The sequence below is a fragment of the Zunongwangia atlantica 22II14-10F7 genome (assembly GCF_002094855.1).
Taxonomy (GTDB): domain Bacteria; phylum Bacteroidota; class Bacteroidia; order Flavobacteriales; family Flavobacteriaceae; genus Zunongwangia; species Zunongwangia atlantica.
In genome coordinates this window covers 103,642-127,080 of record NZ_ARYN01000002.1, presented here as the reverse complement: position 1 = coordinate 127,080, position 23,439 = coordinate 103,642, and the positions used below count along the sequence as shown (strand labels likewise).

Here is a 23,439-nt window from a genome sequence, read left to right as displayed (position 1 = left end):
TTATATGAAATCAATTTTATACTTCATTCTTCTATTTTCTATAAGCACTTTACATGCGCAGTCTGAAGCTGAAAATGTAAAAAATACGATAGATTCTTTTTTTGAATCTTTTCACGCTCAGGACTCTCTTGCAATGAAAGAATTTGTTTCAACTAATGTCATAATTCAATCGATAGGAGAGGATCAACAAGGTGAAACGCTAGTGCATAAAACTTCGTTTTCTAAGTTTTTAAAAGGCATTGTAAGTATTCCAAAAGATGCTAGTTTTAAGGAAGAATTACTAGATTATCAAATCTCGATAGATGGGAATATGGCCAATGCCTGGACGCCCTATAAATTCTATTTTAAAGATAATTTTAGTCATTGTGGCGTAAATTCTTTTCAGTTAGTGAAAATCGATGGCAAATGGCAGATTATTTATATTATCGATACGCGTAGAAAAGAGGGGTGTAATTAACCAAAATCGGGTTTAGAAATCACAGGAATATATCGGTTATTTCCTCTGCTTTAGAGGAAATTAAAACTACAATGCCGTTATTCATGGCATGGAGCAACATAGGCCAGTATAATTCTTTATTCTGAATTTTTAGTCTACCAAAGAAATAACCGGCAATGATTCTTGGGAAAATAAGGATGAAAAGAATAAAATTAAATTCGAATCCAGAAACGTAATTCCACACATGCACATAGCCAAAAATTACTGCTGAAATTATCCAAATAAACCGGTGATATTTATGAAGCTGATATTGGAGTTTTTTCATCTTATTTTCTGGAATCACAGATTTTAAGAATAGAAAGATGATAAAAACACTAAGTAGGAGTAAGCTGTATTTTAGGATGATATTTGCTTCAGGAGGAATAAATGCCAGGCTTACAAATAAAATCCAGGAACATATAAAAACAAGAATTTCGTTTTGTGAAGGTTTTATAAGACTTCTAAAAAGACATTCTTCCATAATTGGCGCGATGATTACTGCCAGAATAAAAAATACGACAGGATTGTCTGTCATCATTTCGTAGATTTCGGTTTGCTGGTAGCGATCGAAATCTAATTGAGGAAAAAGATTGTTTAAAACGCCCATTCCCATAAAGAACAAAAAGTAGCTCCCAATGGTAAGAAAGTAATGGCGGAAGAGATTCTTTATTTTAGAAGCTAGGCTTAATGTATACAATGCTTTTTGGTGTATTTACTCGATAATCGAAATGACTTTAAAAAAATAATTTACTAATAATTACCTCATGTTTTTTTCAGGTATTTTACTGACACATTTTATAATTGATAATTTCTACACCATTGATGATATTTTTATTTTCCTTAATGACGGAGAAGCCTTTGCGTTCAAAAAAAGGTCTTGCCGTTTTACTAACGTTGGAAGTTATTTGACTATAACCAAGCTCTATCGATTTATTTTGAAGCCCTTCGAATATCTTGCTGGCTACTCCCTTCCGAAGGAAATCTTTATGAACATACATAAAATCGATATAATTCTTATCTAAAGAGCCAAATCCTACAATTTTACTGTTAATTTCAGCAATTAAAACATACTGGTTAGCCAGCATAGATTTCCAACGTTCTTTATTTTTCACAGTACTCGACCAGGCTTCAGTCTGTTTTTTGCTATAATCACTGTTGGGAATATTTTTGATAGCTCCCAGAAATAATCTCTGCATTTCTTCTAGATCACTACAATATGCTTCTCTAATATTTACCTTCATCAAACAAAGCTTTTAGGAAATAAAATAGATGCCTTAGTGCGATTAACAATCACTCAGGCTCACTTTAACAGCGAGTCCGCCTTCACTGGTTTCTTTATATTTCGAGTTCATATCTTTTGCCGTATCCCACATAGTTGCAATTACTTTATCTAGCGGAACTTTAGCTTTGGAAGCATCACTTTCCAGTGCGATTTCAGCAGCGTTAATCGCTTTAATTGCTCCCATTGCATTACGTTCTATACAGGGTACCTGAACCAAGCCGGCAATAGGATCGCAGGTTAAGCCAAGATGATGTTCCATGGCAATTTCGCTTGCCATTAAAACCTGCTCTGGCGTACCGCCCAGCAATTCGGTTAAACCACCGGCAGCCATTGCAGAGGAAACTCCAATTTCTGCCTGGCAACCACCCATCGCGGCAGAGATTGTTGCTCCTTTTTTAAATAAGCTCCCTATCTCACCAGCTACTAGCATAAAGCGTTTCATATCTTCGAAGGTGGCTTGGTGATTTTCAATCACCATATAGTACATCATTACGGCAGGAACGGTGCCGGCGCTTCCATTAGTTGGCGCAGTAACTACACGGCCTAAACTAGCATTAACTTCGTTTACACTTAATGCAAAACAGCTTACCCATTTAAGGATTTGGCGAAATTTTACTTCGGTATTTCTTATTGCACTAATCCAGTTTTGGGGAGAATCATATTTTTCTTCACCAATAAGACGTTGATGCATTTCAAAAGCACGTCTTTTTACATTTAATCCGCCTGGTAAAGTTCCTTCAGTATGGCAACCAATATACATAGATTCTAGCATGGTATCCCAAATTTGCTGAAGTCCGGCATCGATTTGCTCATCATTTCTTAAGGAACGTTCATTTTGTAACACCAGTTGAGAAATACTCAAATTTTCGGCTTTACAATAGGCTAAAAGTTGATTTGCGCTTTCTACCGGGAAAGGAAAATCTTCAAATTTATCCTGTTTCTTTTTCGCGTTTTTTCGGGTTTTTTTTACAACAAAGCCTCCGCCAATAGAAAAGAAAGAGGACGAGCATTTTTTACCATTTGTAAGAGTTGCTCTAAAGATCATTCCGTTTGGGTGAAAATCGAGAAATTTGCGATTAAATTTTATATCGGTTTCGTAATTAAAAGGAATGTCTAATTCTTTATTAAGAGGAAGGATTCTTTTTTCTTTTATTGCTGAAATTTCGGTTTCAATTAAAGAAATATCCATCGTAACAGGATCGTGGCCGCACAATCCTAGTAAAGTGGCAATATCTGTAGCGTGACCTTTTCCTGTTAATGAAAGTGAGCCGTAAAGATCGATATGTATTTTTTCAACAAGCTGAAAAGTTTCTTTAGCTTTAAGTTCTGCAATCCATCGCTGTGCAGCACGCCATGGTCCTAAGGTGTGAGAACTTGATGGGCCAACACCAACCTTCAACATATCGAAAACGCTAATACATTCCATACCGAAAAATTATGCGAACAAATGTATAATTTCAGAAACAGATTCAGAAATAAAAAAGCATTTCAAACTGCCTATTTATGCACAATTCGCAGGCTACTCTGCAAAAGTTGCATTGATTTTAGCTGAAAATACAGCTGTTTAAAAATGTTTCTGCCAACCTGTCATAAGTTTTTTGCTGGCATAAAGATTGACTTTTAGAGAGCGAAACATTGAATAAAAAATTAAATCAACGTATAAAGTTATGAGTAAGATAATTGGAATTGACTTAGGTACAACTAACTCCTGCGTTTCAGTTATGGAAGGTAACGAGCCTACGGTAATCCCTAATGCCGAAGGTAAAAGAACAACTCCTTCTGTAATTGCTTTTGTAGAAGGTGGTGAAATCAAAGTTGGGGATCCTGCAAAAAGACAGGCTGTAACAAACCCAGAAAAAACAATCGCTTCTATTAAAAGATTTATGGGGAATAAATTCTCTGAATCTTCAAGAGAAGCTGGTCGTGTAGCATATAAAGTGAAAAAAGGAGATAATGATACACCTCGTGTAGATATCGATGGTCGTCTTTATACTCCGCAAGAACTTTCAGCAATGATTCTTCAAAAAATGAAGAAAACAGCTGAAGATTATTTAGGACAGGATGTAACAGAAGCTGTAATTACAGTACCTGCTTATTTTAACGATTCTCAGCGTCAGGCTACTAAAGAGGCTGGTGAGATTGCAGGTCTTAAAGTAAGACGAATCATTAACGAGCCAACCGCTGCTGCATTAGCTTACGGTTTAGATAAAAAATCTAGCGATCAAAAAATTGCTGTTTATGACCTTGGTGGTGGTACTTTCGATATTTCTATCCTAGAATTAGGAGATGGTGTATTTGAAGTATTATCTACAAATGGTGATACTCACCTTGGTGGTGACGATTTTGATGAGGTAATTATCGATTGGTTAGCAGATACTTTCCAGAAAGCTGAAGATATCGATCTTAGAAAAGATCCTATGGCGTTACAACGTCTAAAAGAAGCTGCAGAGAAAGCGAAGATCGAGTTATCATCTTCTTCTCAAACAGAAATTAATTTACCTTATGTTACTGCTACTGCTAGTGGACCAAAACACTTAGTTGAAACTTTAACAAGATCTAAATTTGAGCAATTAGCAGCAGAACTTGTAACAAGATCTATGGAGCCAGTAAAGAAAGCACTTAATGATGCTGGTCTTTCTACAAGTGATATCGACGAAGTAATCTTAGTAGGTGGTTCTACACGTATTCCTAAAATTCAGCAGGAAGTAGAGAGCTTCTTTGGTAAAAAACCTTCTAAAGGTGTAAACCCAGATGAGGTTGTATCTATTGGTGCTGCAATTCAGGGTGGTGTATTAACTGGAGATGTTAAGGATGTATTATTACTAGACGTAACCCCACTTTCTTTAGGTATTGAAACTATGGGAGGTGTAAATACAAAACTTATTGAATCTAATACCACGATTCCTACTAAAAAGTCACAAACTTTCTCTACCGCTGCAGATAATCAGCCTTCAGTAGAAATTCATGTGTTACAGGGAGAGCGCCCAATGGCCGCAGACAATAAAACGATTGGTAGATTCCATTTAGATGGTATTCCACCAGCGCCAAGAGGAACACCTCAAATTGAAGTAACTTTCGATATTGATGCAAACGGTATTATTAAAGTAAGTGCTACAGATAAAGCGACAGGAAAATCTCAGGATATCCGTATCGAGGCTTCTTCAGGATTAACAGAAGAAGAAATCGCAAAAATGAAGCAGGAAGCTGAAGCAAATGCTGATGCCGATAAGAAAGCGAAAGAAAAAGTAGATAAGCTTAACGAAGCCGATGGAATGATCTTCCAGACTGAGAAACAATTAAAAGAGTTTGGTGATAAACTTTCTGATGATAAGAAGAAGCCTATCGAAGATGCTTTAGAAGAGCTTAAGAAAGCTTACGAAACTAAAGAATTAGAAACCATTTCTCCTGCATTAGACAAATTGAATGAAGCATGGAAAACAGCTTCAGAAGAAATGTATAAAGCACAAGCTGAAGCTCAGGGAGGCGCTCAACAAGGAGCAACCGGAGCTGAAGGAGGACAAGCCGGAGGCGGTGAAGCCAAAGGTGGAGACGATGTAGAAGATGTAGATTTTGAAGAAGTGAAGTAAGCAGAGAACAGATTTGCTTTGTAAAATCTTGTGAATCGCTTATCCCGAACTTGATTCGGGATCTTCAAAATTGAATATTATATCTGAATAATAAAAAAAGCCGCTGATTTTTCAGCGGCTTTTTTTGTACGCAACCTTTTAGGATTTTTTGTATCTACTTATAAATCAATCAAATATTATGATCAGAAAATACTAATTTTGGTTTTAGCATCTTGTTCAGACGATGATGATACTAATTGTACCGGTGGATAAAATGAAACTTGGTTTACTAATTATAAAGCTGAACTGAACTCAAATTGCGGAACTGAAGTATCAATTTTTAGAGGTGATTAAAAGGGACAGACTGTTTACTATGAATTAATCACGGATGGTAGAGTGAATTTTCAAGGGATGATAACATTTTACAACTGCAAAAGAAAGTAATGCGTACTTAGAAAATGAAGGCCGGGATGATATAAAGGTTTTTACCTGCTCTTCTTCAGATTAAACGATAACACAGTGATGTCCACTTTTCCATACTTTAACTCACTTAAATTACACGCTTTGTACAGATTCTTTAGTGTTAAAAAACTAGTACTTTTTAAATAAATACTTAAAAATATCAGAAAACTAAATTCAGATTACAGATGAAAAAACTTTTACTTCTTGGCGCCTTTTTTTGCATTACACTTTCTTGCAGTAATGACGACGATGATTCAATAGATTTTCGATATGAATCATATAATTTGAGCGTTGGTTCTTTAAATAATTGTACAAAGCTTGAAATCGCTTGCCCTGTCGGCGTTAATTGTGACGAGAACTATTATTATCGCGCTTATAGTTATACGGATGAGCGTTTTCAAATTTATATAAGTTTCGATGCAGACATCATTAAAAGTTTTTCCGAAGAAAGTATTCGTAAAAATTTTCGATATATAAATTTTGTATTCCGTTTTCCGGAGCAATCGAGCGAAACTGTAAGCTATCATTATAGTACACTAGATCCTATTAGAAAATTAGATGAAACTACTGAAGAAGGAGCTAATTTCAGAATTAATAGTTTTGAAAATGGAGTTTTAAATGCAACAATATCTGGATATACCAATAGTATTTCAAAAATAATAATTTCAGATGATCCAGATTGTAGTATTGGTGACGTTCGGGGTATGTGTGGGGAAAATATTGAGGCGGATATTAATTATAGCATCGATTTAAGTTTTTGTTTAGAGTAAACTCCGGAAAATGATTTGGGATGAAATCATTGATTTTTCAGCAGCTTTTTTTATACGCAACCTTTTTGAATTTTTTGCATCTAATTAGAAATCAATTAAATATTATGATCAAAAAACTATCAATTTTAGCCTTAGTAATGTTATTATTTTCTTGTTCAGATAATGATACTTCTGAAGAAATTGACCTTGCGGTATATTCAGATTTTCAGGAAATAGAAGAAGAGGATTATATGGAGATTTTAGCTAATAGTCTGAATATAGACGGAATGGCGCAGGTTTTAATCGCAGAAAATGGAGATCAGTTGATTACATTTCAATATGGTACTTGCACAGAAAGTCCAAACAGTTATTGCGCAAGTCTTGAAAATACAGATCCGGGGAATGGTTTTAAAAAGTATGTTGGTTTATATGGATATGACTGTCATGACTATTTAGTCGTTTCTCGAAACGGAAATGAATATGTTATAAATACTGAAGCCGAATTTGTAGATCTGGTAGGAGAGGTTGATACACTGGCAAAAGCTCTTTTCTTAGTGTGGGGAAGAACTTATAGAACCGATTATAATAATATTGAAGTTGGAGCTTATCGAGAGACTACTGCAGGTTATGAATTTATAGCAACCAAATTGATGTCTGATTGTTTGCCCATTCTTACCAATCGATTTAATCTACTTGTAAAGAGAAATGGACAAATCTCTATAGAAGCAGAGGAAGAATATTCGAGAAATGATGATATGTGTATCTAGAAAGGAATTGATGAAAAATTTACTATTCGTAGCACTAGTATTATTACTCATAGGTTGCTCCAGCGACGATGATGGGATCGAAGTTAATTTTAATGATTTTGAAGCAATATCTGCAGCCTATCCATATTCTGATATTCAGACTGATGAGCAAATTACCTATTTTGAATATATCCAGTCAATGCCAGATTTAGAAGATCCAGATGATCCAACTTCATTAGTTTATCGCAATAACGTACTTTTTTCTTTTGGTGAAATTTGTTCAGAATCTGATTGTTTAACGACATTTGATAATTTACAAGCAGATGCTGGTTTCGTTAGTGGCTGTTTGCCAGATTATTGCTTCAGTTTTATTAAATATCTGCAAGAGGGAGATAGTTTTTTAGTTACTTCTAAAGAGGATCTTCTTAATTTTCTTGGAGAAATTGATACGCCGAGTGAAGCCTTACTTGTCGCAAGAGCTAATGCTTATTATTGGGCTGTAAATGATAAAAATAGTGGTGCTATTAAAGAAACTCAAGATGGTTTTGAATTAATTGTAATGCAAACGGTAAGCTATTGTTTGCCATTTCAAACAAACCGATTTCATCTTAAAGTAGATCGCGAGGGAAATATAACCATAGTTTCTGAAGAGATTGCAGAGATAGATGAAAATGCCTGCGTTTAATTGGTTTCTATATAAAAAAGTTATAGCCTAAATAGGCAATATTGAATACCAATAGCATCACAAAACAAATGATCGTAAATATTCGGTAATTTTTACCCGGCCTATCGGCTTCCGGCATTTCCTGGCCAGTAACCAATTTATAATTAAACCAGGCGAGAATTGGGGCAGACAAAAATGATAAACCAGCGGCAAAATCTACCAAAATGGTAAATGATCCCGAAGTAAAATAAAGAATCGCTAACGAAAGTATGGGGATTATAAAAATCGATATTCGATAAAATTGCCATCTTTTTTTACGATTATCAGCTTCAGCCGAAATAGAATTTTCTGGGTGAAATAATTCAGAAATAACCCTTGGATAAGCATCAGTGACCGTAATCACGGTGCTTAACATCGTTACAAAAGCAGCAATGGCGATAACCGGTTTACTCCATTCTCCCAAAGTTCTTCCGTAGAGATTAATAAGTTGCGAAGAAAATTCAATACTATTACTGCTAAAACTTTCTCCACTTCCAAACATCACCAAAACGCCTAGCAGGAAGAACAAAATTCCAATAAAACAAGCCGAAAAATAACCAATATTAAAATCTAAAAAAGCGCCTTTTAGACTAAGTTTCTCTCTAATTTCGTGTGCTTTTTCTTTAGTCCAGATCGAATGCCAAACTGCAGCATCTAAAGGAATAGGCATCCAGCCCATAAATGCAATGATAAAACCGAGGCTCGCTGTAGTCCACAAAGAGGGAACTTCAACAGTTTCTACCGGTTCTTTTTGAATTCCCAAAGCCATACAAACCGCTGCCAAAGTAGCTAGTGTAAGTAAACTTACAATGATCTTCATACTTTTATCGAGTCCGGGATATTTGCCAATCAGCAATAACGCAATGCTTGCTCCAAAAATGATGAAACTCCACGTAAATGGGGAAAGTCCGAAATTAAAAAGTCGTTCTGCTAAACCGGCCGTTACGATAGTTACCGCTGCCTGGATTATAAACATACTGGCTACCGTAATAAAAATGAATAAATAATACGGAATCTTACCTAGCTGTTTATAGCCGGCAATTAAATGCTTCCCGGTTCCCGCGACATAACGAGGACCAAATTCTAAAAACGGATATTTAGAAACACAAGCCAATAATAAAGCCCAAATAAGAATATAACCATAATCGGCGCCGGCTCGGGTAGATTGTACCAAATGAGAAACTCCAATTGCGGCTCCTGCGAGTAAAAACCCCGGACCGATATTCTTTAAAACTGAAGTCTTTTTTGTTCTTTTTGGCTTTTGCTGTGATTCCATCGCGTTTCTAGATCATATCTGGCGAAAATATTTAAAATTATTCAGAAAAAAATGGAAAGTTTGCAGGTTTACAGCTTTCAACAGTCAGCTTTCAGTGAAAAAGATTTCTCGACTACACTTCGTTGCGCTCGAAATTACATTTCTGTGAAAATTATAACTGCAACTGCTAATTGTAGTTTACAGTTTATAGTTTACAGAAATTTTTTAAGCTATCAGTGCTCAGCTTTTAGCATTGAACTGAAAATTTTTTCATTGATAATTGTTAACTGGTAATTGCTCACGACAACTAAGACTGCCTACTGGAACAGACTTCTCGATACATTTTATTTCTTCGCTATGCTGCGAAATAAAACACTCGAAGTGACAACAAATTTAATTCAAAATTCAATATTTAAAATTTTTGATCTTAGTTTCAATTACCACATTACCACATTACCACATTATCGCATTTTCAAATTTTCAAATCAACTCAGTTTTTCAATAATTTCAGTATTAAATTCGTGTCCGCCGCTATAGGTTAGAATTTCTAGATTATTCGGAAATAGCGTTTTCAGGCTTTCCTCTTCAACTTCAATAATTCCTTTTTTTAGATATTCGTCTTCAGTTCCGTAGAGATAAGTGACGTTTGTGTCTTTCAGAAATTCTAGGTCTTCCGAAGAAATTTCAGCAGGAATTTTACCTGAGTGTAAAATGAGTTGATCACATTTAATTTTTCGTCGTGCTAAAAATCGCGTAGCAACAGAAACGCCTTGTGAGTATCCCAAAATGATAAGATTGGGCGTTTTAGCTAAGTTTTTTTTAGAGAGAATTTCTTCAGCATATACTTCATCTAAATATTTCAACACATTTTCGATATCGGCTTCAGTATTTTCTCTGGTCAACCATGAGGCGCCAACATGGCGATAATCAGATTTCAGGTAATATTTGCTTTGCGCCTGGGGTGCGATGATGTAGTTCTCACTGGCATCCAGATGATTAAAATGCCGAATAAAATATCGGCTTAAATAACCAATGCCGTGGCAAACCAGCCAAATGTTTTTCGTGTTCTCGGTAAACTCGTTTAAAACGCTATATGTATTACTAATTTTGTAAGAAACCTGTTTTTCGCGGCTCATGCTGTAGATTCAATTTTGTACTTTTACAAAGTAATTAATCGTATTGCTATGAACAAAGAGGAAATCCTGGGAATGTGTTCAAAAATGTGTAAAAACACATTAATGGAAACCTTGAATATTGAATTTATAGATGTTGGCGAAGATTTTTTAACCGCAAAAATGCCGGTAACGCCAAAAGTACATCAGCCAGACGGAGTATTGCATGGTGGTGCGAGTGTGGCTCTGGCCGAAAGTGTTGGCAGCGCGGCGAGTTATATTTTTTTAGATACCAAAGATTTTGTGATTCGTGGGATAGAAATTTCTGCCAATCACCTTAAAAGCATAAAAGAAGGCGATGTTTTTGCCAAAGCTATCTTTATTCATAAAGGCCGAACCACGCAGCTTTGGAATATTCATATTACCGATGCTCAAGATAATTTAATTTCCCTGGTAAAACTTACTACCATAGCATTAGCAAAAAAGAACTCATGATGCAGGCGATGGCGTTTTTTAACGCGTTAGAAGATCATATCAATAAAAATTTAGCATTTGTCGCTTATCGAAAACCAGATGAAAATGTGATCAAAGCATTTTTACAAAAGGATAAGCAATCGTATACGACGACCGATTTTTCTGAAAGCGGATTTGTTTTTTCTGATTTCTGCGGAACGAAAAGTTTATTAATTCCTGAAGCAAATTCTGAAGTTATTTCTACGGAATATAGCACGGAGAAACCTGCTACAGAAACTTCAGAATATATTCCTGAAATCACTAATATCGAAGCTCAAAAGCAGCACGAAGCATTAGTGGCAAAAGGGATCGCAGAAATTAAGTCGGGAAATATGAAAAAAGTGGTTTTGGCCAGAAAAGAACAAAACCCAACGCAACTTTCAGCACTTTCGATCTTTAAAAATTTACTTGAAAATTATCCAAAAGCATTTTGTTATATCTGGTCACATCCAGAAAGCGGGATCTGGATTGGTGCTACTCCTGAAACTTTGGTGAAAGTAGAGCGAAATCGCTTTAAAACCATGGCGCTTGCAGGAACGCAGGCTTTTAATGGAACCATCGATGAAGCGGCCTGGACACCAAAAGAAGTTGAAGAGCAACAAATCGTTTCAGACGAGATTGTACAAAAATTAAAGGATTTTAAAGTAGCTGCTGGAGAAATAAATCTAAGTGATCCTTATACTGTAAAGGCAGGGAATTTACTGCATATTCGTACCGATATTTCTGGAGTTTTAGACAACGATAATTTATCGAATCTATTGGAAAGTTTACATCCAACTCCGGCTGTTTGTGGTTTCCCAAGAGAAAAAGCAAAGGAATTCATTCTAAAAAATGAACACAGCGATCGCGAATTTTATTCAGGTTTTCTTGGTGAGATTAACTTAAAGCAGGAAGTAAAACGAAACTCGAATCGTCGAAATCAGGAAAATCAGGCTTATGCCAGTATTTCAAAACAATCGCAAATTTTCGTGAATCTTAGGTGTATGAAGTTAACTGAAGGTGAAGCTGAAATTTTTATTGGCGGTGGTATCACAGCAAATTCTAACCCGGCGGCCGAGTGGGAAGAAACGGTGAACAAAAGCTATACGATCAAGTCGGTTTTAGTCAATTAGGACTAACTTGAAAATGAATAAACCTCACAGGTTTTTAAAACCTGTGAGGTTCGACTAGATATTCTTCATTAAATAATCAGTTAAATACTTTTTAAAGCTACTGTAGAAGTCTGGCGTAAATCGTAATTTTGAGGTATAATTAAATTGCGTTGAAGTTTCCTAACTTCCCCCAGAAACTTCCGCTCGCAAAAAATAAACTTTGTGAAGTATTCTAAAATACCTGTCGCGCGTAATGTGGTTTCACTTTGCGTTTCAAAAAATATAAAACACGTTGTAATTTCTCCGGGCTCTAGAAATGCGCCTTTAACTATTGGATTTACGCATCATCCAGAGATAAATGCTTACAGCATCGTAGACGAACGTTGTGCAGCATTTGTAGCCCTGGGAATGGCGCAGCAATTGCAACAGCCGGTTGCGCTGGTTTGTAGTTCAGGTTCAGCATTGCTTAATTATTATCCGGCAATTTCAGAGGCTTTTTATAGTGATATTCCGCTTGTGGTTATTTCAGCAGATCGACCAATCGAACGTATCGATATTGGAGACGGGCAAACCATCAGACAAAAGAATGTTTACGAAAATCATATTTTGTATTCCGCTAATTTATATTCTGAACTTGTTTTAGAATCTGAAGCAATCGATAAAAAACTTCAGCAAAAACAGTGGGAAGCGCAAAAGCATAATGAGCGTGAGATCAATTTGGCCTTAAATAAAGCCATAGAAGAAAAAGGGCCGGTGCATATCAATGTACCTTTTTATGAACCGCTTTATGATACGGTTGAAAATATCGAGGTAAATCCTATCGAGATCTTTCCTGAAATTACCAAAAGACATTATTCGAAAGAAGAGCTTTTACCTTATGCTGAAATTTGGAATAAAGCCAAACGAAAAATGGTGATCGTTGGAGTAGCGCAGCCGAACGTGGTTGAGCAAAAATTCCTTGAAAAATTAGCTAAAGACGACTCTGTTATTGTTTTTACAGAAACAACTTCTAATTTGGAGCATAAGGAATTTTTTACCAGGATCGATACCATAATTGGGCCTATAGAAAAAGACGAAAATATGCAGGAGCTTTTTGAAGCTTTGCGACCAGATATTTTGTTGACGTTTGGTGGGATGATCGTTTCTAAAAAAATAAAAGCATTTCTACGGAATTATAATCCAAAACATCATTGGCACGTAGATTCTAAAAAGGCGTACAATACTTTCTTTTGCTTAAACAAACATTTTGAAACTTCGGTAAACGATTTCTTTACAGATTTCTTTCCGATAACCACAAAAATCGATAGTGATTATGGCGAATTTTGGAAAAATATACGCGCAAAACGCCAGGTGCGTCACGATGCGTATATGGACGAAATTCCGTATTCAGATCTAAAAGCCATGCAGTTATTGGTGCCAAAAGTGCCAGATCATTATATCATGCAACTGGCCAACAGTTCAACGATTCGCTATGCGCAATTATTTAAATGGAATCCTTCGCTACGAATTTTTTGTAATCGCGGTACCAGTGGTATCGATGGTAGTATTTCTACCGCTGCGGGATCTGCGATGGCGAGTGAAGATCCTGTTTTGATGGTAACGGGTGATCTTAGTTTCTTTTACGATAGCAATGCGTTATGGAATAAATATATACCTGCTAATTTTAGGATTATTATTCTGAATAACTCTGGCGGCGGAATTTTTAGAATTCTTCCTGGTAATAAGAATAGCGAACAATTCGATACTTTTTTTGAAACCGTTCATGACCTAAAAGCAGAACAACTGGCGAAAATGTATAATTTTGAATATGATTCTGCTTTTTCAGAAACTGAAATTAGCGATTCTTTAAGTACATTTTTTGAAGCTTCAGAACGTCCTAAGATTTTAGAGATTTTTACTCCGCGTAAAGTCAACGATAAAGTTTTACTGGAATATTTTAGTTATATGAAGTAATCAGTTTTTAGAATTTAGACCATTGAATTTTAAATGGAAGAATAGGTATTTGCATCGATTAATTTTAACGGGATGATAGAAGTATTAAAATTATATCGAGAACTTTTTAATTATAAACAGACTTAAAATTGTACAATTTAAGAAGGAATTCTTTTTTTGTGTTCCCCTAAAATTATAAAGTATCTTTGTCATCTAAATTTATGTTATGCTGAATATTGGCGAAAATCATCGTTTAATTATTGATCGTGAAACCGAACCTGGTTTGTTTCTTAAAAATGCTGAAGGAGATGAGGTGTTATTACCTAATAAATATATTCCGAAGAACTTTCAGTTAGAAGATGAAATTGAGGTTTTTGTTTACCTGGATCATTCAGAGCGTCCGGTGGCGACTACTTTAGAACCTTACGTGAAATTAGATGAATTTGCCTTTTTAGAATGTGTAGAAACCACAGATTTTGGTGCCTTTTTAGATTGGGGATTAGAGAAGCATCTTTTTGTTCCTTTTAAAGAACAGGTGTATCCTATGCAAAAGGGGCATCGTTATTTGATATTTTGTTATTTAGATGAAGAAACTAATCGATTGGTGGCTTCAAGTAAGGTGCATTCTTATTTAGATAATTCAGATTTAACAGTAAATCCATTTGAGGAAGTCGATCTTATTGTAAGTAACAAAACAGATCTTGGATATAATGTAATTATTAATGAAATTCATCTTGGTTTAGTGTATAACGACGATGTTTTTCAGCCTATAGAAATAGGGGATCGCATTAAAGGATTTATAAAAAAGACTCGAAAAGACGGGAAAATCGATGTGACACTGCAACGTCCTGGTTACCGAAGTATAGAGCCAAATGCCCAGGCAATTTTAGATGAATTGCAAAAACAAAACGGATTTTTAAATATTACAGATAAATCTGCACCAGAGAAAATAAAAGCTGTTCTTAAAATGAGTAAAAAGAGCTTTAAACGTGCTGCCGGAAATCTTTATAAGCAGCGACAAATCGATATAAAAGAAGACGGGATTTATTTAAAAAAATAAACTTATTTAGTAATAATATCTACTGCTACGGCGGTAAGAATAAGGTCTGGAATAAAAGCTATTCATTGTTGCATTGTATAACGAATTGTGATAGCGGTGAAAAGGATTACTGCTAAAATTTGTATTGTTATTATTGAAGTTATTAATGCTAGTGTTTAACTGGTCTTGCTGATTGTTTCCAGTAAGCTGAATGGCTTTTTCTTCTTTAGGAGCAGTTTGTGGCAAATTAATAGTGGCGAGACGTTTTGCCTTTGCCATTTCGCGCTGGCGATTTTCTTCCCTTATCACGCCAACCATATCAAATTCTTCACGTTCGTTTTGTACGCCAATAAACCTTCCGCTTGGCAGGTTAGGATCATAAACTAAAAACTGGTTAGGCCTAAGTTCTGATAATACAGGTGCCAAAAATTGATCCTGATCAAGTTCAATATAAACAGGCTCGTTAGCAGGAATTTCCTGTGCAAATAATCCTGTGCTTATTGTAAGTAGAAAAAGGATACTAAAAAGATTTTTCATTGAACCGGAACGTTTCTAAAAACTGTTTCAAAAATTATGCTAAACTTAAAACAGACAGCGCTAAATTCAAAATTAAGAATCAAATTTTTATAGATAACCGATATTGTTGATTTTTAGTATATGTTTTTTAAAATTCTAAGATAAAACTTTAATAAAATCTGATAATTAAGTGTTTATACTTAGATATTTTATATATTCCAATTTCTTTTTAACTATTAATCATCAGCTCATCATGAATAAATCAGGCTATTTATCAATAGTATTAATTTTATTATTCGGTTTAAATTCGGTTTACGCCCAGCAAACTTCAGGAATAGTAAAATATAAAGGAGTAATAAATGAAGATTTCAGGAATAAATTTTTAGAAGAATTCAAGAAGAAAAAAGATGTTGCTCCAGAGATTAGAAAAGGTGTCTTGGAAATGTACTTAAATGCTGAAGAAGACAATTACGAACTTCATTTTAAGGGTCAGGAATCCTATCTGCATTATGTTAAACATCTTGAAAATGAAAATAGAAATACCCTGAAAATCGGAAGTAAGGCAGGAACTAGTGATTTTTATGTAAATCTCGATGACAAAAAGATTATTAGAAAAACTTCAATGATGGGGCTTTTAAATTATGAGTCGATAAGCTGGGAAGTAAAAAACGAGAGCAAAGAAATTGGAGATTACAAATGCTTTAAAGCTGAAGGGATCGAAAAAAAATATCTGCGTGATGGGACAATTGAAGAAGAACCTGTTGTTGCCTGGTTTGCACCAGAAATCCCATGGCAATTTGGACCACATAATTATAATGGGCTTCCAGGCTTGATCTTAAGAATAGATAAGGAAGAGTTTTCTATTATCGCTACTGAAATTATACTGAATCCAGAAGAAAAAATTAAGATCGATCCTGTAGAGGATGGTGCTAAGATTCGCTCAAGAAAGGAAGCTTACCAAATGGCAACAGAATATTATAACGATACCTACGGAAATTAATTCAGTAGAAATTAAAATTACTGCCTAAAATCTCGAATCTTAAAAAATAAGGCTACTTTAGTCGCAAATATAAACATCAAACCTAATCATGAAAAAGTTAGTATTTATCCTATTTGTAATTTTAGGAACCAGCGTTTTTGCACAGGAGACTGAAGGAGATGCTTTTCAGAAAAAAGCCATTAAATTAATCGAATTAACCTCTGGGCAGCAGTTCGAAGTTATTAGCGAGCCAATTGTAAACCAAATTCCAGAAGGGAACAGAGAGGCATTTAAAAAAGAACTTAAAGCAAGCTTAAACGGACTTTATGTAAAGTTAGCTGAAATTTATCGCGAGCAGTTTACTGAAGCCGAACTAGACGAAATTCTTGCCTTCTATGATACACCTGTAGGTAAGAAAATGGTAGCTACGACGCCAAAAGTAATGGAAAAAGCAATGACCGTTGGGCAGCAATGGGGGATGGAACTTCAATCGCTTGTGGCAAAATATATGCAGTAAAACGTATAATTATATATTTAAAAACCTGGTTTTTATAACCGGGTTTTTTTATGGCCTTTTTTAAGAAAATAAATTTCTGCGCTTTTAGAAAATAGAGAGGAAACAAGAGATATTAGATTTTATGCCGGTTTTTGAATTAAAATACTAATCGCTAAGTACTGATAGCTTTAAAACCTCATAGTCCAAACTTTCACTTTATAAACTGCGCACAAAACCTTATTTTTACTTCATAAATTTTATAATATGGAAAAAGCCGACTGGAAAACAGTTAAGGAATACGACGATATCACTTATAAAAAGAGTAATGGAGTTGCCAGAATAGCATTTAACCGCCCAGAGGTGCGTAATGCGTTTAGGCCAAAAACAACCAGCGAATTATTAGATGCTTTTCACGATGCGCACGAAGATACTTCTATAGGAGCGGTATTACTTTCTGCAGAAGGGCCTTCTCCAAAAGATGGAGTATATTCTTTTTGCAGTGGTGGCGATCAAAAAGCCAGAGGTCATCAGGGATATGTAGGTGAAGATGGTTATCATCGTTTAAATATTTTAGAAGTGCAACGTTTAATTCGCTTTATGCCAAAAGCGGTAATTTGTGTAGTGCCAGGCTGGGCTGTTGGTGGTGGTCACAGTTTGCACGTAGTTTGTGATATTACTTTGGCAAGTAAAGAACATGCGATCTTTAAACAAACAGATGCAGATGTTACCAGTTTCGATGCAGGTTATGGATCTGCTTATTTAGCGAAAATGGTTGGGCAAAAGAAAGCGCGTGAGATTTTCTTTTTAGGCCGAAATTATTCAGCGCAGGAAGCTTACGAAATGGGAATGGTAAATGCTGTGATTCCGCATGAAGAATTAGAAGATACCGCTTACGAGTGGGCGCAGGAAATTCTTGCAAAATCACCAACTTCAATCAAAATGCTGAAGTTTGCCATGAATTTAACTGATGATGGAATGGTAGGACAACAGGTTTTTGCAGGTGAAGCAACACGTTTGGCTTATATGACAGATGAAGCTAAAGAAGGCCGTAACGCATTTTTGGAAAAGAGAAAGCCAAATTTCGAGAAAAAATGGATTCCGTAGAGACCCCATTCAGCAATAATACGATCGATATAGCTACACTGCCAGATTTTGAAGAGGTAGCCATGAATCCCGTTCGTGAAAAATTATTAACCAAACACTTGTTGCAAACTGGTGTTTGGTTTTTACTCGTTATTGCTTTTAGCGTTTTTATGTATTTTCAGGATGAAATTTTGGTTGGAGGTATTATTAGCGGAATTATCATCCTATTTTTAGTAGTTCTGGTTTTCAATTTTATTAAAAAGCAGCCGCGCTACGCTTATGCGATAAGAGAAAAAGATCTAATTTATAAACGCGGATTTTTGCTAAGCAAAACTACGGTCGTTTCTTTCAACAGGATTCAGCATGTATCCATAAATCGTAGTGTTTTAGATAAGTGGCTGGATCTTTCTACCCTTAAAATTTTTACAGCAGGTGGTAGCGGTAGCGATGTAAAAATTCCCGGTTTAGATCCAACAGTTGCCGAAAAGCTGAAAGAAGCTCTAGCAGGTAAAATTGCCAACGAAAATGTCTAAGGCTTTCAGCATACCGCAACGGCAATCTGCAGTGGGAATTCTCCTTATTTTCACTTCTACACTTTATAAGTTCATTAGAGGGTTTTGGGCTGCTTTAGCATATTTTGTTTTAAAAAGACCAGAGGGAGATATTTTACTCTATATCATTTTAGGAGTTTCTGTACTCTTTGTCTTAGTTGCGATTTATAGTTATTTTGATTACCGAAAATTTTTGTTTCATATCGATTACGAAGCTGAAGAATTTATTCTGAAAAAGGGCGTTTTTAGCTCAGATTTTGTATCGATTCCTTTTGATAAAATTCAGCAGGTAAATTTTAAACGAGGCATTTTACAGCGCGTAGCCGGAGTATATAGCTTGGTTATCGATACTGCTGGAAGTAAGCAGAAAGAAGTAGAAATAAAAGCGGTTAATACTGAGGATGCGAATCAAATCGCTGATATTTTAAATAGCCTGAAGGAGGGAGGGAATGCAGACGCTGAAATTTTAGATGAGACTCAAATTAATACTGAAGCTAAAACTGAAAAATTTCAGGAAGAAAAATGGACATATCGTTTAAGCTTGGCAACCTTGATCAAAACAGGTTTAAGTAGTAATTTCTTTAGAGGATTCGGACTTATTTTTGTGTTTATTTCTACGATTTTCAACGAGCTGAATCAGTTTTTTAAAGAAGAAACATCAGAGTGGGAATCACAGTTTACTGAAGATATAGGTGGAGTAGCTACCGAGTCGATTTTGTTTATTTCCGGGCTTATTTTTTTACTACTCGCATTAAGTATTTTTATTACGACCGCTGAGGTTTTTATTAAATATTTCAACCTTAATCTTACACAAACTAAAAGTAGTTTAGACCTACAAATGGGTTTGCGTACCAATACTAGGGTTTCCTTAAAGCCAATTCGGGTTCAGATTTTAAAGATCGTTACTAATCCCATACAAAGACGCTTAAATTTGTACAAAGCAGGCTTATGGGTAGCCAGTAGTGAGGAGAATGATAAGAAAAGCGTAATTCAGATTCCGGGATTGGAAAAAGATACCATTCAGAAGATAAAATCCTTTCTTTATCAGTCTTCAGAAACCGAATCTGGAACTATTTTTAAACCACATTGGGTAGAATTATCACGGCGTTTGATTATTGGCGCGATACCAGTGATTGCGACCGGGATTCTGCAATACTTCATTAATTTTATCGAATTTCAGTGGTGGATTTTAGTAGCTTCAGCGTATTTATTGATTTATGCTATTTTTCAATTCAGAATATATTACTCGCTTAGTTTAAAAATAGGAGAGGAGTTTATTACAAAATCCTATTTAGCCTGGGATGAGACCATCGAAATCGTAGAAATCTACAAATTACAGGGGATTAGCGTAAAACAACCTTTATGGTATAAAAAGCGAAATTTGGTGCACGTTGTTTTTCACAATGCTGCAGGGGATATTACATTTAGAGCTGTAGATAAAGCGGTTTTAGATAAAATGAATTACTGTCTTTACGCTATAGAACGAACCAATGATGCCTGGATGTAAATCGCTAAATTCGTAAAATTGCATTCTGGATCTTTTCGAAAAAACAAAGATAAAAAATGAAAGAAGCTGAGGAGTTTTGTCCCAAAAATAAAGAAGAATGGAGAAACTGGCTCAAGCAAAACCACGCTGATAAAGATGCAGTATGGTTAATCTTTTATAGAAAAACTTCACCTAAGTATAATTTAAGTTGGAGTGAATCTGTAGATGAATCTCTTTGTTTTGGTTGGATCGATAGCACAAAAAAGACAATTGATAGCGAGAAGTACAAACAGTATTTTACAAAACGAAAAGCCAAAAGTAATTGGTCTAAAGTCAATAAAGAAAAGATTCAAAAATTAATCGATAATGGACTTATGGCTGAAGCCGGGTTGGCAAGTATTGAAATTGCAAAAGAAAATGGTTCTTGGACATTTTTGGATGCTATTGAAAATCTTGAGATTCCAAATGACTTATTACTGGAATTTTCCAAAAATAAAGGAACTTTGGAATATTTTGAAAGTTTAAGTAAGTCAGACAAAAAATCAATTTTATACTGGGTGATTTCGGCTAAAAGAGAACAGACTAGAGAAAAAAGAATTCTAGACATTGTGGAAAATGCCTGTCAAAGAAATAAACCCAAACAATTTAGATAAAAGTTCTAAAAATCTATTTCTAATATTAGGACTTTTCTAGGATTTATAGATTATTATTTTCAGTTTTATTTGAAAATCGAGATTAAATGCTCCAGTAGAAATATAAAAAGCCACTAAGAATTAGCGGCTTTTTTGTTTTGAAAATCGATGATTTTTACATCAATTTTGGAAATTTTTCTGGATTGCTTTCATGCATAATGGCATATATTTTTTCGTAAACATCTTCGTGAGAAGGTTTAGAAAAATAATCGCCGTCACTACCATAAGCTGGGCGATGTTCTTTAGCAGTTAGCGTTTGCGGTTTACTGTCTAAATAACGCCATGCATTTTGGTCTTCTAATACTTTTTGTAAGATATAGGAAGAAGCACCGCCTGGTACATCTTCATCGATTACAAGTAAGCGATTCGTTTTCTTTACACTTTCTACGATATCATGAGAAGTATCGAATGGGAGTAAGGATTGTACATCTATAATTTCAACATCGATGCCTATTTCAGCAAGCTCATCGGCGGTTTGTTCAATAATCCTAAGTGTAGAACCATAAGAAACCAAAGTAATATCTTTACCTTCTCTAAGCGTTTCTACCTTGCCAATTGGAGTTTTGAATTCTCCAAGATTTTCTGGTAAACGTTCCTTTAAACGATATCCATTAAGACATTCTACAATTAGAGCAGGATTATCAAGATCGAGTAAATTATTGTAGAAGCCGGCAGCTTTGGTCATATTTCTAGGAACTAAAACATACACACCACGAATCAAATTTAAGATTCCGCCTAATTGAGATCCACTATGCCAAATACCTTCCAAACGGTGGCCACGGGTTCTAACAATTAATGGATTTTTTTGTTTTCCTTTAGTTCTGTAATGTAAGGTAGCCAAATCGTCACTAATAGTTTGTAAGGCATACATTACGTAATCTAAATACTGAATTTCAGCAATAGGGCGTAATCCTCTTAGCGAAAGACCAATTCCTTGTCCCAGGATTGTTGCTTCGCGTATTCCGGTATCGGCAACGCGGTATGATCCATATTTTTTCTGAAGACCTTCTAAGCCCTGGTTTACATCTCCAATTTCACCAGCATCTTCACCAAAAATCATAGTTTCTGGTCGGGTTTCAAAAATCTTATCAAAATTATCACGAATTACGATACGTGCATCTACCATTTTAGGTTCATCTGCATACACCGGTAAAACTTCATTATCGATTGCTTTATTGGTGCTATAAAGATGGCTACTGTATTCATCGAAAGATTGATCATTAAAATCTTTGATCCAATTAATTAATTCAGTTTTATCTTCACCATTAAAATTGATAATGTAGCGTAATGTTTTTCTAGCTAAAGAAAGCACATCCTTTTTTAAAGGTTCTTTAGTGCTTTTAAGTTTTTTAATAAGTGGCTTTAAGTGTTCTTCAGCATCACTTTTTTTAGCGATATTGCTAAGAATTTGAAGTAATTCTTGTTGCTTTTCCTTGTTAGGATTTAGGTAAGCATTCCAGGCTCTTTTTTTCCCTTCTCTAACTTCGCGCTTAATATCTTTATCCAATTTATCGATTTCTTCAGGAGTACTGAAGCCATTTTCGATAATCCAGGTTCTAAATTTTGCGTTACAATCAAATTCTTTTTCCCAGGCTAAGCGCTTGTCACTTTTATAACGTTCGTGAGATCCAGAAGTAGAGTGCCCCTGTGGTTGTGTTAATTCAACTACATGGATTAATACCGGGCAATGTTCTTCTCTGGCAATTTTTTGAGCTTTATCGTAAGCTTCAACCAACTCTACATAATCCCAACCATTTACCACAATGATTTCGTAACCATTGTTTTTATCTTGATCACGCTGAAATCCTTTTAGAACTTCAGAAATACTTTCTTTTGTAGTTTGATGTTTTGCATGTACCGAAATTCCGTATTCATCATCCCAAACACTTAACACCATTGGTACCTGTAAAACACCTGCTGCATTTACGGTTTCCCAAAAATGTCCTTCACTGGTACTTGCGTTTCCTATAGTTCCCCAGGCAACTTCGTTACCATTGTTAGAAAACATTTCAGCATCTAAACCATCTACATTTCTATAAATTTTAGAAGCCTGTGCTAAACCTAACAATCTTGGCATTTGGCCGGCAGTTGGAGAAATATCTGCACTAGAGTTTTTTTGCTCCATCAGGTTTTTCCAACTTCCGTCGTCATTATTATTATGGGAGATAAAATGGCCACCCATTTGGCGACCGGCAGACATTGGTTCGTTTTCAATATCGGTGTCGGCATAAAGTCCGGCAAAAAAGTTTTCTATGCTTAAATGTCCAATCGCCATCATAAAAGTTTGATCGCGATAGTAACCAGATCTAAAATCACCGTTCTTAAAACTTTTTGCCATTGCAATTTGAGGCAACTCTTTACCGTCTCCAAAAATCCCAAATTTTGCTTTACCAGTAAGCACTTCACGTCTTCCCAGCAAGCTACATTCGCGGCTCGTTACGGCAACTTTATAATCTTTTAAAACTTGTGTTTTAAAATCTTCGTAAGAAATCGATTCTTTAGTTTCGGTTTCGCTTTGCATGAACTTCTTTTTTGGATCACACAAATATAGCTAAATTTAGGATTGTACACAATTCATAAAAATCTACATATTTTAAATATAACATATTTTAACATCGGTTAAATTGAAATTATTTAAAAAATATTAGAAAAATTTCGTTTTTATTGAATTCTTTGAAATTGGTTTTTCAATAAAAATCTTGTTGAATTTT

22 protein-coding genes are annotated in these 23,439 nt (G+C 35.2%); 15 read left to right on the top strand and 7 right to left on the bottom strand.

What is annotated here, in order from left to right:
• Positions 1–4 precede the first annotated feature (4 nt).
• On the top strand, positions 5–457 hold the full coding sequence (locus IIF7_RS02845; protein ID WP_084840167.1) for a 3-methyl-2-oxobutanoate hydroxymethyltransferase: 453 nt from the start codon (positions 5–7) through the stop codon (positions 455–457).
• Between the two features lie 19 nt (positions 458–476).
• On the opposite strand, the gene IIF7_RS02840 is transcribed toward IIF7_RS02845, so the two are convergent.
• The 3 genes from IIF7_RS02840 to IIF7_RS02830 form a co-directional block, all read right to left on the bottom strand.
• Entirely contained in the window at positions 477–1,172 is a 696-nt protein-coding gene (locus tag IIF7_RS02840) for a CPBP family glutamic-type intramembrane protease (protein WP_245801493.1), read from the bottom strand.
• Positions 1,173–1,257: 85 nt separating this feature from the next.
• A complete protein-coding gene (locus IIF7_RS02835) occupies positions 1,258–1,716 on the bottom strand; it encodes a GNAT family N-acetyltransferase (RefSeq protein ID WP_084840165.1) in 459 nt (152 codons plus the stop codon).
• Positions 1,717–1,758: 42 nt separating this feature from the next.
• Positions 1,759–3,183, bottom strand: coding sequence for an L-serine ammonia-lyase (locus tag IIF7_RS02830; RefSeq protein ID WP_084840164.1), 1,425 nt, complete (start codon positions 3,181–3,183; stop codon positions 1,759–1,761).
• A gap of 241 nt (positions 3,184–3,424) precedes the next feature.
• Here IIF7_RS02830 and dnaK point away from each other — a divergent pair, with 241 nt between their 5' ends.
• The 4 genes from dnaK to IIF7_RS02810 all read left to right on the top strand — a co-directional run bounded on the left by dnaK (position 3,425) and on the right by IIF7_RS02810 (position 7,965).
• On the top strand, positions 3,425–5,344 hold the full coding sequence (dnaK, locus tag IIF7_RS02825; RefSeq protein WP_084840163.1) for a molecular chaperone DnaK: 1,920 nt from the start codon (positions 3,425–3,427) through the stop codon (positions 5,342–5,344).
• 626 nt (positions 5,345–5,970) lie between these two features.
• Complete coding sequence (locus IIF7_RS02820) at positions 5,971–6,555, top strand: hypothetical protein (RefSeq protein ID WP_084840162.1); 585 nt, start codon at positions 5,971–5,973, stop codon at positions 6,553–6,555.
• Positions 6,556–6,659: 104 nt separating this feature from the next.
• Complete coding sequence (locus IIF7_RS02815) at positions 6,660–7,301, top strand: hypothetical protein (protein ID WP_139801254.1); 642 nt, start codon at positions 6,660–6,662, stop codon at positions 7,299–7,301.
• Between the two features lie 10 nt (positions 7,302–7,311).
• The gene (locus IIF7_RS02810) at positions 7,312–7,965 is read left to right on the top strand and encodes a hypothetical protein (protein ID WP_084840160.1); all 654 of its coding nucleotides are present in this window, start codon (positions 7,312–7,314) and stop codon (positions 7,963–7,965) included.
• A gap of 7 nt (positions 7,966–7,972) precedes the next feature.
• Here the strand turns inward: IIF7_RS02810 and IIF7_RS02805 are convergent, their stop codons facing one another.
• Together IIF7_RS02805 and IIF7_RS02800 are read right to left on the bottom strand one after the other, a co-directional pair.
• Complete coding sequence (locus tag IIF7_RS02805) at positions 7,973–9,259, bottom strand: NRAMP family divalent metal transporter (protein ID WP_084840159.1); 1,287 nt, start codon at positions 9,257–9,259, stop codon at positions 7,973–7,975.
• A gap of 464 nt (positions 9,260–9,723) precedes the next feature.
• On the bottom strand, positions 9,724–10,374 hold the full coding sequence (locus IIF7_RS02800; RefSeq protein ID WP_084840158.1) for an alpha/beta hydrolase: 651 nt from the start codon (positions 10,372–10,374) through the stop codon (positions 9,724–9,726).
• 48 nt (positions 10,375–10,422) lie between these two features.
• Between IIF7_RS02800 and IIF7_RS02795 the strand changes: the two genes are divergently transcribed.
• The 4 genes from IIF7_RS02795 (at position 10,423) to IIF7_RS02780 (ending at position 14,946) form a co-directional block, all read left to right on the top strand.
• Positions 10,423–10,845: a PaaI family thioesterase gene (locus tag IIF7_RS02795; RefSeq protein ID WP_084840157.1), complete on the top strand. Its 423-nt coding sequence runs from the start codon at positions 10,423–10,425 to the stop codon at positions 10,843–10,845.
• A complete protein-coding gene (locus IIF7_RS02790; protein WP_084840156.1) occupies positions 10,842–11,975 on the top strand; it encodes a chorismate-binding protein in 1,134 nt (377 codons plus the stop codon). Before IIF7_RS02795 ends, IIF7_RS02790 begins: the two co-directional genes overlap by 4 nt.
• A 201-nt stretch (positions 11,976–12,176) precedes the next feature.
• Positions 12,177–13,907, top strand: a complete 1,731-nt coding sequence (menD, locus tag IIF7_RS02785; protein WP_084840155.1) for a 2-succinyl-5-enolpyruvyl-6-hydroxy-3-cyclohexene-1-carboxylic-acid synthase — start codon at positions 12,177–12,179, stop codon at positions 13,905–13,907.
• 205 nt (positions 13,908–14,112) lie between these two features.
• The gene (locus IIF7_RS02780; RefSeq protein ID WP_084840154.1) at positions 14,113–14,946 is read left to right on the top strand and encodes a CvfB family protein; all 834 of its coding nucleotides are present in this window, start codon (positions 14,113–14,115) and stop codon (positions 14,944–14,946) included.
• A gap of 6 nt (positions 14,947–14,952) precedes the next feature.
• Here IIF7_RS02780 and IIF7_RS02775 read toward each other — a convergent pair whose 3' ends face one another.
• Complete coding sequence (locus tag IIF7_RS02775) at positions 14,953–15,462, bottom strand: hypothetical protein (RefSeq protein WP_084840153.1); 510 nt, start codon at positions 15,460–15,462, stop codon at positions 14,953–14,955.
• A 232-nt stretch (positions 15,463–15,694) separates the two neighbouring features.
• Here IIF7_RS02775 and IIF7_RS02770 point away from each other — a divergent pair, with 232 nt between their 5' ends.
• The 6 genes from IIF7_RS02770 (at position 15,695) to IIF7_RS02745 (ending at position 20,689) form a co-directional block, all read left to right on the top strand.
• Positions 15,695–16,441: a GLPGLI family protein gene (locus IIF7_RS02770; RefSeq protein WP_084840152.1), complete on the top strand. Its 747-nt coding sequence runs from the start codon at positions 15,695–15,697 to the stop codon at positions 16,439–16,441.
• 88 nt (positions 16,442–16,529) lie between these two features.
• Positions 16,530–16,937 (top strand): DUF2059 domain-containing protein, encoded by a 408-nt coding sequence (locus IIF7_RS02765; RefSeq protein WP_084840151.1) that lies wholly within the window; start codon positions 16,530–16,532, stop codon positions 16,935–16,937.
• Between the two features lie 243 nt (positions 16,938–17,180).
• Positions 17,181–18,020, top strand: coding sequence for a 1,4-dihydroxy-2-naphthoyl-CoA synthase (locus IIF7_RS02760; protein WP_084840150.1), 840 nt, complete (start codon positions 17,181–17,183; stop codon positions 18,018–18,020).
• Positions 18,008–18,532, top strand: coding sequence for a PH domain-containing protein (locus tag IIF7_RS02755; protein WP_084840149.1), 525 nt, complete (start codon positions 18,008–18,010; stop codon positions 18,530–18,532). The genes IIF7_RS02760 and IIF7_RS02755 overlap by 13 nt, the downstream gene beginning before the upstream one ends.
• A complete protein-coding gene (locus IIF7_RS02750; RefSeq protein WP_084840148.1) occupies positions 18,525–20,057 on the top strand; it encodes a PH domain-containing protein in 1,533 nt (510 codons plus the stop codon). Before IIF7_RS02755 ends, IIF7_RS02750 begins: the two co-directional genes overlap by 8 nt.
• 56 nt (positions 20,058–20,113) lie before the next feature.
• The gene (locus IIF7_RS02745) at positions 20,114–20,689 is read left to right on the top strand and encodes a YdeI/OmpD-associated family protein (RefSeq protein WP_084840147.1); all 576 of its coding nucleotides are present in this window, start codon (positions 20,114–20,116) and stop codon (positions 20,687–20,689) included.
• A 154-nt stretch (positions 20,690–20,843) separates the two neighbouring features.
• Here the strand turns inward: IIF7_RS02745 and IIF7_RS02740 are convergent, their stop codons facing one another.
• Positions 20,844–23,249 (bottom strand): alpha-ketoacid dehydrogenase subunit alpha/beta, encoded by a 2,406-nt coding sequence (locus tag IIF7_RS02740; RefSeq protein ID WP_084840146.1) that lies wholly within the window; start codon positions 23,247–23,249, stop codon positions 20,844–20,846.
• Positions 23,250–23,439 lie beyond the last annotated feature (190 nt).

Excerpts from the sequence above, each read along its gene's own strand:
- IIF7_RS02845 (WP_084840167.1), top strand. The coding sequence starts at position 5 with ATGAAATCAATTTTATACTTCATTCTTCTATTTTCTATAAGCACTTTA.
- IIF7_RS02835 (WP_084840165.1), bottom strand. The coding sequence starts at position 1,716 with ATGAAGGTAAATATTAGAGAAGCATATTGTAGTGATCTAGAAGAAATG.
- IIF7_RS02830 (WP_084840164.1), bottom strand. The coding sequence starts at position 3,183 with ATGGAATGTATTAGCGTTTTCGATATGTTGAAGGTTGGTGTTGGCCCA.
- dnaK (WP_084840163.1), top strand. The coding sequence starts at position 3,425 with ATGAGTAAGATAATTGGAATTGACTTAGGTACAACTAACTCCTGCGTT.
- IIF7_RS02820 (WP_084840162.1), top strand. The coding sequence starts at position 5,971 with ATGAAAAAACTTTTACTTCTTGGCGCCTTTTTTTGCATTACACTTTCT.
- IIF7_RS02815 (WP_139801254.1), top strand. The coding sequence starts at position 6,660 with ATGATCAAAAAACTATCAATTTTAGCCTTAGTAATGTTATTATTTTCT.
- IIF7_RS02810 (WP_084840160.1), top strand. The coding sequence starts at position 7,312 with ATGAAAAATTTACTATTCGTAGCACTAGTATTATTACTCATAGGTTGC.
- IIF7_RS02805 (WP_084840159.1), bottom strand. The coding sequence starts at position 9,259 with ATGGAATCACAGCAAAAGCCAAAAAGAACAAAAAAGACTTCAGTTTTA.
- IIF7_RS02800 (WP_084840158.1), bottom strand. The coding sequence starts at position 10,374 with ATGAGCCGCGAAAAACAGGTTTCTTACAAAATTAGTAATACATATAGC.
- IIF7_RS02795 (WP_084840157.1), top strand. The coding sequence starts at position 10,423 with ATGAACAAAGAGGAAATCCTGGGAATGTGTTCAAAAATGTGTAAAAAC.
- IIF7_RS02790 (WP_084840156.1), top strand. The coding sequence starts at position 10,842 with ATGATGCAGGCGATGGCGTTTTTTAACGCGTTAGAAGATCATATCAAT.
- IIF7_RS02780 (WP_084840154.1), top strand. The coding sequence starts at position 14,113 with ATGCTGAATATTGGCGAAAATCATCGTTTAATTATTGATCGTGAAACC.
- IIF7_RS02775 (WP_084840153.1), bottom strand. The coding sequence starts at position 15,462 with ATGAAAAATCTTTTTAGTATCCTTTTTCTACTTACAATAAGCACAGGA.
- IIF7_RS02770 (WP_084840152.1), top strand. The coding sequence starts at position 15,695 with ATGAATAAATCAGGCTATTTATCAATAGTATTAATTTTATTATTCGGT.
- IIF7_RS02765 (WP_084840151.1), top strand. The coding sequence starts at position 16,530 with ATGAAAAAGTTAGTATTTATCCTATTTGTAATTTTAGGAACCAGCGTT.
- IIF7_RS02760 (WP_084840150.1), top strand. The coding sequence starts at position 17,181 with ATGGAAAAAGCCGACTGGAAAACAGTTAAGGAATACGACGATATCACT.
- IIF7_RS02755 (WP_084840149.1), top strand. The coding sequence starts at position 18,008 with ATGGATTCCGTAGAGACCCCATTCAGCAATAATACGATCGATATAGCT.
- IIF7_RS02750 (WP_084840148.1), top strand. The coding sequence starts at position 18,525 with ATGTCTAAGGCTTTCAGCATACCGCAACGGCAATCTGCAGTGGGAATT.
- IIF7_RS02745 (WP_084840147.1), top strand. The coding sequence starts at position 20,114 with ATGAAAGAAGCTGAGGAGTTTTGTCCCAAAAATAAAGAAGAATGGAGA.
- IIF7_RS02740 (WP_084840146.1), bottom strand. The coding sequence starts at position 23,249 with ATGCAAAGCGAAACCGAAACTAAAGAATCGATTTCTTACGAAGATTTT.